Origin of the sequence: Terriglobus albidus, assembly GCF_008000815.1 — a bacterium.
In the GTDB taxonomy this organism is placed as follows: domain Bacteria; phylum Acidobacteriota; class Terriglobia; order Terriglobales; family Acidobacteriaceae; genus Terriglobus; species Terriglobus albidus_A.
On record NZ_CP042806.1, the window covers coordinates 903,410 to 914,558 of the forward strand.

7 protein-coding genes and 1 riboswitch are annotated in these 11,149 nt (G+C 58.6%); of the genes, 5 read left to right on the plus strand and 2 right to left on the minus strand.

Annotated elements, in window-relative coordinates; translation table 11 throughout:
* Positions 1-4: 4 nt before the first annotated feature.
* Positions 5-1,129 (plus strand): sialidase family protein, encoded by a 1,125-nt coding sequence (locus FTW19_RS03780; RefSeq protein WP_187143240.1) that lies wholly within the window; start codon positions 5-7, stop codon positions 1,127-1,129.
* 266 nt (positions 1,130-1,395) lie between these two features.
* On the opposite strand, the gene FTW19_RS03785 is transcribed toward FTW19_RS03780, so the two are convergent.
* Both FTW19_RS03785 and FTW19_RS03790 read right to left on the minus strand, forming a co-directional pair.
* Positions 1,396-2,190: a hypothetical protein gene (locus FTW19_RS03785; RefSeq protein WP_147646402.1), complete on the minus strand. Its 795-nt coding sequence runs from the start codon at positions 2,188-2,190 to the stop codon at positions 1,396-1,398.
* A gap of 235 nt (positions 2,191-2,425) precedes the next feature.
* On the minus strand, positions 2,426-6,100 hold the full coding sequence (locus tag FTW19_RS03790; protein WP_147646403.1) for a choice-of-anchor D domain-containing protein: 3,675 nt from the start codon (positions 6,098-6,100) through the stop codon (positions 2,426-2,428).
* Between the two features lie 597 nt (positions 6,101-6,697).
* On the opposite strand from FTW19_RS03790, the gene FTW19_RS03795 reads away from it, so the two are divergent.
* The 4 genes from FTW19_RS03795 (at position 6,698) to FTW19_RS03810 (ending at position 11,115) form a co-directional block, all read left to right on the plus strand.
* Positions 6,698-7,465: a prolipoprotein diacylglyceryl transferase family protein gene (locus FTW19_RS03795; protein ID WP_147646404.1), complete on the plus strand. Its 768-nt coding sequence runs from the start codon at positions 6,698-6,700 to the stop codon at positions 7,463-7,465.
* On the plus strand, positions 7,455-8,630 hold the full coding sequence (locus FTW19_RS03800; protein WP_147646405.1) for an RluA family pseudouridine synthase: 1,176 nt from the start codon (positions 7,455-7,457) through the stop codon (positions 8,628-8,630). The genes FTW19_RS03795 and FTW19_RS03800 overlap by 11 nt, the downstream gene beginning before the upstream one ends.
* A gap of 81 nt (positions 8,631-8,711) precedes the next feature.
* Positions 8,712-9,764 carry a VWA domain-containing protein gene (locus FTW19_RS03805; protein WP_246153556.1) on the plus strand — a complete coding sequence of 351 codons (1,053 nt, stop codon included), beginning with the start codon at positions 8,712-8,714 and terminating at the stop codon, positions 9,762-9,764.
* Positions 9,765-9,779: 15 nt separating this feature from the next.
* Positions 9,780-9,856: riboswitch (Fluoride riboswitch) on the plus strand.
* A 17-nt stretch (positions 9,857-9,873) separates the two neighbouring features.
* The gene (locus tag FTW19_RS03810) at positions 9,874-11,115 is read left to right on the plus strand and encodes a chloride channel protein (RefSeq protein WP_147646406.1); all 1,242 of its coding nucleotides are present in this window, start codon (positions 9,874-9,876) and stop codon (positions 11,113-11,115) included.
* Positions 11,116-11,149 lie beyond the last annotated feature (34 nt).

Consider the following 11,149-nt stretch of genomic DNA (forward strand, 5'->3'; position numbering starts at 1 on the left):
TGCTTTGCGTCTGCGTCATCTGCTTTCCGCTGCCGTTCTTGTCGCCTCGTTTCTTCCAGCCACTGCCCAAACGGTTAGTGAGTTCATCTTTCAGCCGGGCTCGACCAGCTTTCCTGAGAGCCATGCCTCGACCATCGTGGAACTGAAAGACCACACGCTCATGGCCGCGTGGTTCGGCGGAGCCAGGGAGGGCGCGAATGACGTCGCCATCTGGGGAGCAGTCCGTAACGCTTCCGGCTGGTCCAAACCAGTCGAATTGGCGCGCGAGCCCAATACTCCCTGCTGGAACCCGGTGCTCTTCCATACAAAGGATGGAACCCTCTGGCTCTACTACAAGTACGGCAAAGCGCCGGCGGAATGGGCAGCGGCCCGTATGTCCAGCAACGACGAAGGCAAGACCTGGTCAAAGGTAGAGAAGCTGCCCGCCGGCCTGATCGGCCCGGTGCGCGCCAAGCCCCTTATCCTGGCCGATGGAACCATTGTCGCCGGCAGCTCGATTGAGAGTGCCGCAGGCTGGGCCGCGTGGATTGAGCGCTCCACTGACAACGGCAAAACATGGGCAAAGATTGGGCCCATTACCGTTCCGGACTCGCTCGATCTGCCGACCGCGGAGGCGAAGGCGGCTCAGGCGCTTGGGAATGTTGCCAAAGGAGAAGGCGTCAACGGAGCCGACGAAAAGCTCTATCCGCCACCATCCACCAACATCGGCATCATTCAGCCGGCGATCGTGGACATGGGGAAGAAGCATCTTCGCCTGTATGCACGCAGTCACAGCCAGGCGGCCCGGATTGCTGTAGCCGATTCGATGGATAACGGCGTGACCTGGACGCAGGCGCGCTATATCGATCTGCCGAATCCCAGCTCCGGCATCGACGCCGTACGCCTGAACGACGGCCGTATCGTGATGATCTACAACCACAGCTATAACCGCAGGTCGCCTATCAATCTGGCGGTGAGCACGGACGGCGAACACTTCCGGATGTTCAAGGTACTGGAAGAGGGGCCATCCCAGTACAGCTATCCAGCCATGATCGTGGACTCGAACGGCGACCTGCAGATCACCTACACCTGGCGCCGCCTCACGATTCGTTACATGAAGGTTCCGGCCAGCGAGATTCCGAAGAACTAGATCGGATCGAGACCTATACACCGGTGCCCTATGTCCCTCGGGGACATGGGCATTGAGCGAAGCTCGAACCGGGTGGGAGCCGTGGGCTTTTAGCCCACGGTCTATTGATCAAGAATGAATTGGGCTTTAGCCCTGGGCTTTCTCTGTCCACTAAGAAAAGGCCCAGGGCTAAAGCCCATTTACTTTTAATCCTTTATCAGCGGGCTGAAGCCCGCTGCTCCCACCCGGTTCCTACTCAAATAATTTTGCCGGAAATCCAGTATTCACTATGCCGTACGCCGCACACGTTTCACGGCATCGGCCGAAGGCCGGCCAAGCTCCAGCACCGATTCCCTGAAGCAATCCTTCGCGATGCGGCAGAGCAGCAACGATTGCTGCCAGCGGTCGAACTCCTCACGCGCCTCCGCAGTGGTGCTTCGCGGCGGCAGCAGCTCTGGCGCAAAAGTCAGGAAGGGTTGACGCGTTGTCTCTGACGTAAGGAAGCCTCGAAACACGCGCCTCCACAGAGCGCGGAAATGAGCAATGCCGGGATGGATATCGATGTCGCCGCTTCCGAGGTTGACTTGCATCGTCTCAGAATCGCCGATACGGCCATGAAGAAAACGCACACTGCCGAGAAGATGCTGCAGAAACGCGACCTTCTCCTCAAAACCACCAAAGACCATCTCCTGGCCGGTGTACCAGTGCGAGAAGTCCCCGTTGAACTCCAGCATCGGAAAGCGGCGGTGAAATGTCACGGCTCGCCACATATCCTGAAAGAGCGTTGCGCGCCGCGTCTCCACATAGAGCGGCACGCTGTACTTGACGGAGGCATTCAACACAGCTTCAATCAGACGCACAGCCACATCATCCTCTTCCAAACCTGTGCCGAGACCGACCGTAACACTTTCCAGGCCGGCCAGCCGCGCCTCTGAGGCGAGACGAATGGCGTCGTGCGCACTTTTGACGTGGCCGGTACCGGCTGCTCCGAGACCAAGATTCAGCGCCTGTTCTAGCTCAGGCCCATGCAGTGGGTCGTGAAACTGCACGCCTTCGTAACCGGCATCGCGAATAGCCTGCATGGCTCCATAGGGAAACGGACCCATGCCGGGAAGTGCGTACACGGGGAAGTAGCAGCGGAGATGGCGTTGCGGGGTCAGAAGCGCATCCCTCCGGGAAGCAGTTGAGCGGGAATAGTACATCAGCCCGGTGACGCTTGCCTACGGAGAAGGAAAGGAAATTTTCCTCATCTAAAAAAGAAAAAGGTGCGCCTTTCCGGCGCACCTTTTTTTGATGATTCTTGTCTAACGTGTTTTGTTATTGCACATTGAGGGTTACAACAACCGAGTGTGAAAGCGAGCCGCTGGTTGAAGTCACCGTGTAGGTGTAAGCACCCGCGGGTGTCCCGAGAGGGTTGGTCGACGCCTTGTTGTCACCGCAACCGATCGCCGCGAAGCTTACGCCCAGCAGCACCAGCAACAAGCCGGCCTGCCGTGCGAAACGGCGCGTACGTCCGGCAAACAGCATCACCAAGGCGCCAAATGCAACGCTCAAAGCCATGCCGATCCCAGAGCGGGAGCCAACCGAAACGCCGTTCGCAACATTGCGCGTGGTGGTGGTGAAGGTCACGTTCTGCGTTGTCGTACCGGTCAGTGTGAAGTTAGCCGGCGTGTTGCACACCACTCCCGGAGCAGGTTTCGTCAGCGCACAACTAATGCTGACGCTTCCGCTGAATCCGCCCATCGCTGTAAAGGTCAGCGGCAGCGTCGCCGTATCGCCAGCCGAAACCGTAAGCGAGACCGATGTACCAGAGCTTCCGGTGGAGCTGAAGTCGGTACCCACGCCGCTGAGCTGAATCGTGAAGGTCTGTCCTCCATTGGTCTTCAACATCAGCGTTCCGGTACGCGTTCCAACTCCAGTCGGAGTAAAGGCCACGTTCACACCGCAGGTGCTGTTGATGGCTGCGCCTGTGTTGCAGGTCGTGGAGTAAGCGAAGTCTCCGGTGACAGTTCCGCTGGTCACCATCAATGTCGCTTCGCCGGTATTGGTAAGGACGAGATTCTGCCCAGCCGATGTTGACCCAATATTGACCGATCCGAAGCTCACCGACGTTGGCGTAATGGTGCCGCTTACCACCGCCGCGGGCAGTGTGAAGTAGCCATTGACCGGATCGTGGTCCGATGCACGGAACGCAGTGGTGCCATCAGCGTAGTTCACCAGCGGCTGATCGGCGTTGATGTGAGCTACCTCAACGCGAGCCCCGCTGACCAGATCCTGCGTTGCCACGATATGATCCAGCACCTGCGCGCTTCCGAACTCCGCATAGGTCCAGCGCTCAGAGGCAGGACGCAGCGTGATCAGATCCGTTGCCTGCGGATTGGTAATTGCCGTACCGGGCTGCACAACCTGGTCCGAGGGAAGAATGCGTCCGGTCACTGTGCCCAGCGTGTCCGTGTATCCATCGGAGAACTCGAAGGCGTTGTAGTCGCCCACCGAGATCAGGTGCTCGCCGTTGACCTGTGCTGCCTGAATGATCTTCGCCAGCGACTCCGCCTGCAGTTCTTTCTTATAGCGGGTGTAGTTGCTCGCATCTTCAATCCCGGAAAGCGAACGCAGGTGATTGACGATGACGGTGACCGGGTAGTCCTTCACACCCGTGCCGCGAACAATGCCCGCCTTCAATACGAATGCAGGACGGTCATTGAGTGTCGTGGTGGAGTTATCGACCGGGCTCTGGAAGGTCTCGTTCTGCCCCATCTGTTGCGTGCTGGTCACGTGGACCTTGCTCGCCTTCACCAGGAAGCCGGTGGAGATACCACCGATGTCCGAGGTATAAGTGCCGGCGCCCGCCGAGACACCATAGCCGACATACCCTGGATCCGCGATGTTCAGCGTGGGAGCCAACGTTGAGATCTTCGCTGCGATGTTCTGAGCCACGCTCTGGTTTTCGATCTCTTCCAGGCCGACGATATCGGGCGTCTTCAAGTTCTGCAGAATACCCATCGCGATCTTGGTAATGCGCTTATCGAAGGCGGTGGAGCTCAGGTTCACAGCCGAGGATGTCTTCACCGACTGCGAGACCGGATCGTAGTACTTGTTGTCGCTCGAGTCCGTATTGAACATGCGCTCGACGTTGTATGTAGCCACCGTAAACTCGCTGGAACCCTGAGCGGAAACCGTGTAGGTCTTCGATGGAGCCGTGAGTGAAGGTGTGTAACTCTTGTCGATGAGAATGCGCGCCGGATCGTAGTACGAATCCGAACTGTACGTCATGTCGACGATACCGGTCACATTGCTGATGACTGTGCCGGTCTCGAGATTGATCGCGCTGCCCTTCAGGAATGTCGAATCCATCAGCAGACGTTCTGGGTTGTCATCGAAATGAGCAACGTGAGCCGGAGTATTCGGCACGGCGGCATCGCGAATGTCGATTCCCGGCTCGCGGAACGGACGAGGGTAGTCCGGAAGAGCCGCATAGAACTGGCCATTCGAACTTACAGTCGCCGAGGCTTCGGTAATGCTGCCATCGGTACCCGTGATCGCGTTCAGAGTTGGGATAGCGATACGCATGCCTTCATAGCGAGCCATCTGATAGATACCGCCGCTGGGTGTAAGCATGGACGCCGCGAGAGTGATCGCCGTTGGCAGCGGCTGCGCCTGCGAGACCAGAACCGTGACCGGGCTGGTGATTTCCGTTGCAGGCGTGTGACTGTCAGTCACAGCAGGATAGGTTGCAACCGTTCCCGTCACTGTCACCAGATTGCCGATGACGGCGGCAGCCGGCACTTTGTTCGAACCGGTAAAGATATAAACGCCTTCCGGAGTAGATGGGTCGGAATCAGCATCGGAATCTGGCGCTTGAATAAAGAAACCCGCCGAGCCGACACCAGTAACGACGCCAGTTATTTCGACATTCTGGCCTGCATATGGCGAAACCGCGGTTGCATTCAGTGGTCTGGCACCCAGCACTGTATGAATTGCGAGGTGCGGTGCGGGCAACTGCACACTCAGACCGATCGATGTGGTTCCGGTGCGGCCCTGCGCATCGCCAATAGTGATCGGCAATGAGACATTGCCGCTGGTTGATACCGTTGGAGTGATTGTGAAGCTGTAGCTGGAACCGCCTGCGGCCGAAAATGCCTGTGCAGCGCTGCCGCCGATCGACGAAAGGTTACCCGTAACAGTGATCCCAGTGCTCGTTGGATTTGTCCCGCCGTTCACATTCACAAGCAAAGTCACCGAAGTGACTCCCGAGGTCGCAGAGTTGGGAGAGGCAGAACCTGATCCGGATGGCTTTGTCGTCGAGCTGCCGCTGCACAACTTGAACGTACTCAGGCTGGTATGCGGTTGGGGATTACCGGTATTCGTCGGCGTGCCAGTTAAGAAATCTGCGCTGTTGTTATTCGTATCGATGCATGCATCGTTGCGATAAGCGCTCTTGGTTGCATCCAGGGCCGCAACTGCCGTTCCTTCTGCGCAGATCGCATATGTGAGACTGCCGTATCCCACCAGGTCCTGTACCGCCGTGCTCGAGCACGAATTTGCGGCACTGAGAAGCGAAGTACCCAAGACGAGGGCAACCTTGCCTCCTGTTGCGGACATGTTGATTGCGCCTTGCTGATCGCCGGTTTGTCCTGAGGTCGTATTTGAACCTACAGGCAAACTTCCTCCGCCGCTGCTCGGCGTACCTTCCGATACCAGGTAATACTGGCCAGGCTGCAAGCTGAGCGAGCCGAGAACTGTGATACCAGAAAACGAGCTGCTCGATGAAGAGCCGTACTGTACGGAATAACCCGACAGGGAGACGGTTGTCGTTCCAGCGTTGAAGAGCTCAACATAATCCTGGTTATAGGCAGCGGATGAACTAGTGCTCCCGCCACCGCCATAGACCTGGGAAATAACCAGTTTGTCTTGCGCCGTAAGACTCATAGTCGCGGCAAACAAGCACACAAAGACAGCGATGAATCGAGACAGAAGTTTCTTCAATGCCATGGACCTCTACGAAATTGTTGGCAACAGACGCGGGAAAATCCGGACCCCCGTACGGCCCGGTAGAGTTGGGGGAATTTCTTACTGTCGTGAAGTGTCTGTTCTAACGCCGCCCACGCGACTGGGCAAGAGAAATTTCCATAAAACCTGGAGCAGAGTTCTCCACTGTTAGTCAACTTGCCAACAGGCGGGCTGGGCGATAGCATCCAAGAATGAGACCGGCCTGCTAAGCAGGTGCGGCGATCTACGCTGGTTGAACCAACATTCATTGAACCAGGGGTTCGGCTCGTATATATGGCTCGGTGCGCTAAGTCCGCCAGTCCGGAAAGCCTAAAGAGCCACGGCTGATCTCCGAACGTCTTAGGACGGGTTCACCGGCGCCTCGCTGCACGGCCACGTGGGTCGGTTTTCATTTTTAAAGCATTTTTCCTGTTGCTGGGTATCCCGGTAGAGGAGTGCAGCGGCGTTTTCATTGCGGAAAACGCCCATAGATGCGGAATCCCTAAACTACACCTACAGGAAAAATGCTTTAAGCAGCAAACGTCTCTTTCCTGTCTCTCCTGGGAACGTCGACGTCCGCACTGCATTAAACTGTTAACCATGCACCCGTGGCTGTTTCGGTGGGGAAGATTCGGTCTGCCGACGCGCGGAGCGTGCGCGGCCATTGGCATCATTGCCGCGATGGCGATGGGACATCGCGTCGCGCGCCGTTCCGGCGTCGATCCTGAAAAGTTCTGGGACCTTGGCTTCTTTGCCGTCATCACCGTCTTCGTGCTCTCGCGCCTGGAACTGGTGCTGGTGAACTGGAAGGTGTTTCTTCAATCGCCTGCAATCGTTCTCGCGCTCCCGACTGTCAGCACCCTTGGCTTGCTGCTGACCGCTCTGATCTGCCTGCTATACATGCGCCGCAACGGAATGCATGTGCTCAAAACGCTCGACGCCGCGGGCATCTGCGCGACATTGCTTCTGGTCTTTGTGCATCTGGGCGACTTCTTATCCGGCGATGACGTCGGTCTTGCCACCTTGAGCTTTCCAGGACGCCTTCAGCGCGGTCAAGGCGCCTTCGCACACGTTGGTCTGCATCCGGTTGCCTTGTATGCGGCGCTCGCATCGCTGCTGATTTTCTTCACGCTGCTGTGGTTTCTTCCACGTCGCGGACAGGCGGGAGAGGTCTTCGGTCTCGCTCTCGGTCTGGGCGCTATCGCGCGCTTCTGGGTGGACTGCTACCGCATGGAGACCATCTTCGAGATTGCAACTCCCTTTGGCCTTGATCCTGACCAGGTCGTCATGGTCGTTGTCATGCTTGTAGCAGCAGCGTTCTGGTTAAAGTGGCCCACAAAGAAGCAGGAGAACGCGCATGCCCTCTAAACACATGCTGCCCAAAGGTCAGCGCCGCCGGACCGTAAAGCACGACTACCGCATCGCACGCGATGCCGCCCGTGCCGCCGGCCTGGAAGAGGGCATCGACCCGGAACATGTCATTGCGCCCGAACAAGAGATTCCCATCGCAGAGCGCGTGATTCCGCAGCTTGACGAGGAAGACCTCGAAGCCGAGGATGGCGTTCGCAGCTTCGCTGCCGATGCAGCCGCCAACGGTATGCGCCTGGACGCATACCTCGCCAAAGCGATTCCGGATATCTCACGTTCTCGCATCCAGCTTCTTGCCGACAACGGCCAGATCTCCGTCAACGGGCAGAAGGCCAAAAGCAGCCTGAAGATCAAAGGCGGCGACCAGATCTCCATCGAAGGCGAGCCCCGGCCGGAGCCGCTGCGTGCCTTCGCGGAAGATATTCCGCTCACCGTCGTCTACGAGGACAAAGACATTGCCGTCATCGACAAACCCGCCGGCATGATGGTGCATGCCGGTGCAGGCGCTACCGATGACGCACGTAACCGCGGCACGCTGGTGAATGCTCTTCTCGGCCACTTCGGTAAGTTGAGCGGCGTTGGCGGTGAGGAGCGGCCCGGCATCGTCCACCGTCTCGATAAGATGACCAGCGGCCTGATCGTCGTAGCGAAGAACGACGTCATGCATCGCAAGCTGGCGCAGCTATTTGTCGATCGCAAGCTGGACAAGACCTATCTCGCTCTCGTTCAGGGCTGGCTTAAGAAAGATGCGGTGACCCTCGACCTGCCGATCGCCCGTGACCTGGTACACCGCACCCGCATGACCACGCTGCGTGCCGATGGCAGATCCGCAGTCAGTCACATCAAGGTCGTGGAGCGTATCGAAGGCCGCTTCGGCAAGTTCACCCTGGTTGAGGTCAGGATCGAAACCGGGCGCACCCACCAGATTCGTGTCCACCTGCAGGCCCTGGGACATCCCGTCGTTGGCGACACGCTCTACGGCGCTGCCGGCTCATTGCGCGACGGCGAAGAGCGAGTCCCCCTGGATCGAAACTTCCTGCATGCCTGGAAGCTGCACTTCTCTCATCCCTCCACGAGGAAAAAACTGGAACTGACGGCGGAGTTGCCTGACGAACTGACACAAATCCTGAATATGGTGAAGGAACCGGTAAAAAACCGTGGGTGAAAAACCATAACAGAACCACAGGCAGACATATTGGCGTGTTTCAGCGTCCAATCTGGTAGGTCTCCGGTAGAATTTGGGCCAGTGACTCCGACGATGTTCAAAAATATCCAACGCGGTACTTCGATTGCGTTTCTTTTGCTCGCCTGCGGCGCCTTTGTTGTCGCCCAGCAGACTTCTCCCACCCCCACGCAGCCCCAACAGCAGACGCAGCAACCCCAGCAGCAGGCGCCGGCTCAACAACTGCCTGCACAGCCGCAACCTGCGCCGCTGCCCGGCCAGCCGGGTGACGAGTCGCCGCTTGATGTAACCACCATCAAGGGTATCGGCGCGCGCGAAGTTAACCAGATCTTTACCGTCACCGACAAGAAGGGGAAGTTCATCACCGGCCTGCGGCAGCAGGACTTTGGTCTTCTCGATGACCAAAAGCGGCCGGAGCGTGTCATCCGCTTCACACAGCAGACCAATCTTCCGCTGCGCGTCGGCATCATGCTGGACACGTCGAGCTCCATCCGCCAGCGCTTCGAGTTCGAGCAGCAGGCCGCGGTCGAGTTCCTGCTGCAGGTATTGCATCGCCAGGACATGGCCTTCGTGGAAGGCTTCGATGTACAGCTCGATCTCGAACAGGGCTTTACCAACAACGTCGACCTGCTGAACCAGGGCATTCACAAGCTTCGCCCCGGCGGCGGTACCGCGTTGTTTGATGCGCTATACAGCACCTGCAAGGATCAGATGCTGATGCAGGGCTCGGGCTACCGCAAAGCCATCATCATGGTCACCGACGGCGATGACAACTACAGCCACGCCCTCATGACCGACGCCATCAAGATGTGCCAGCGCGCGGAGACCATGGTCTACGGCATCAGCACGAATGTAAGCCCCACCAAGGACAAGGGCGACGACATCCTGAAAGCTATCTGCGAAGCAACCGGCGGACGGGCCTTCTATCCGACCCGCATCGAAGAAGTATCCAACGGATTCCGCTCCATTGAAGAAGAGCTCCGCAGCCAGTATTCGCTGGAATACGTGCCTGCGGACTTCAAGGCAGACGGATCGTTTCGTACAATTTATCTACAGGCCCTCGATCCGCGATACAAGGTGCGCGCCCGTAAGGGATACTTCGCTCCACGTCAGTAATCCGAGGTTCTCAACAAGCTGCAAGGCGATGGGGTTCCGCCTGAACCGCCCCCGGACGACAAGTCCGGGGAGCTGATGACTCCTACGAGATCGACCCGTAGGAGATCGTGTGTCCCGAGTTCGAGAGGCGACCGCCAAAAAACCACTCACCTGGATCCTGTTGTCCGCCGGCATCGGTATTGTTGCCGGCGCCGCATCGGCGCTTCTAATCGCAACCCTGAACTGGGCCAATACCACGCGTGAGCATCACCACTGGCTGCTGGCATTGCTGCCGCTCTCCGGCTTCGCCGTGGGCTGGGTGTACTGGCGTTATGGCGGCCGCGCCGCCGATGGCAATAACCTCCTGCTCGAAGAGATCCACGATCCCCAGGAGACCGTGCCGCTGCGTATGGCTCCGCTGGTACTGCTAGGCACCGTGTTGACGCATCTCTTCGGCGGCAGCGCAGGCCGTGAAGGCACCGCAGTGCAGATGGGCGCATCGCTGGCGGAATGGCTTGCCGAACTGTTCACCGAACATCAGATGCGCCGGGCCGTGCTGATGGCCGGCGTCGCCGGCGGCTTCGGTGGCGTCTTTGGAACGCCATGGGCAGGCGCTGTCTTCGGTATCGAGGTGTTGGCCGTGGGCTGGGTAGGCTGGTCCTCTGTCCTCGAAGGAATAGGCCCGTGCCTTATCGCCTCCTTTGCGGGCGATCTCACCGTACGCCTGATCGGCGTGCATCACACGCAGTATCCCGTAGGCGCTCAGCCATCGCTCCAACCTATGAACTGGGTCTGGGCTGCACTTGCAGGCGCAGTCTTCGGTCTGATCGCCCGCATCTTCTCCACACTCGAACATGGCCTGACGGACTGGTTCAGGCGTATGTTTGCCTATCCACCTCTGCGGCCGCTCGCAGGCGGAGTCCTGATTGCCTTGCTGATCTGGAGTCTGCACGCATGGCAGTTCGCCGGTCTGGGCATTCCGGGTATCGTAGCCTCCTTTGCTACACAGCAACCGTGGTGGGTGTGGGCTGCCAAACTTGGCCTGACCGCATTGACCCTGGGAGCGGGCTTCAAAGGCGGCGAGGTAACACCGCTCTTCTTCATCGGAGCGGCCGCCGGCAGCGCCATGGCCCCAGTCATTCCCCTCAGCACCGGCGTGCTTGCAGCCATGGGATTTGCCGCAGTCTTCGCGGCAGCCGCCAACACTCCGATTGCCGGCGTGATCATGGCGATGGAACTCTTCGGGCCACGCACTGGTCTGCTCGCCGGAGCAGCCTGTGCCGTTGCTTATCTCTGTTCAGGCCCCGTCGGTATTTACTCCGCGCAGCAGCCGATGGAGATGCGATGGAAGCCTCGCTGGAGAAGTAGCTAGAGCATTTTCCTGTAGGTGTAGTGCGCGGCTTGTG

What these genes read in the sequence shown, in the direction of transcription:
- FTW19_RS03790 (WP_147646403.1), bottom strand. Translation starts at nt 6,100, where the DNA reads ATGGCATTGAAGAAACTTCTGTCTCGATTCATCGCTGTCTTTGTGTGC.
- FTW19_RS03795 (WP_147646404.1), top strand. Translation starts at nt 6,698, where the DNA reads ATGCACCCGTGGCTGTTTCGGTGGGGAAGATTCGGTCTGCCGACGCGC.
- FTW19_RS03785 (WP_147646402.1), bottom strand. Translation starts at nt 2,190, where the DNA reads ATGCAGGCTATTCGCGATGCCGGTTACGAAGGCGTGCAGTTTCACGAC.
- FTW19_RS03800 (WP_147646405.1), top strand. Translation starts at nt 7,455, where the DNA reads ATGCCCTCTAAACACATGCTGCCCAAAGGTCAGCGCCGCCGGACCGTA.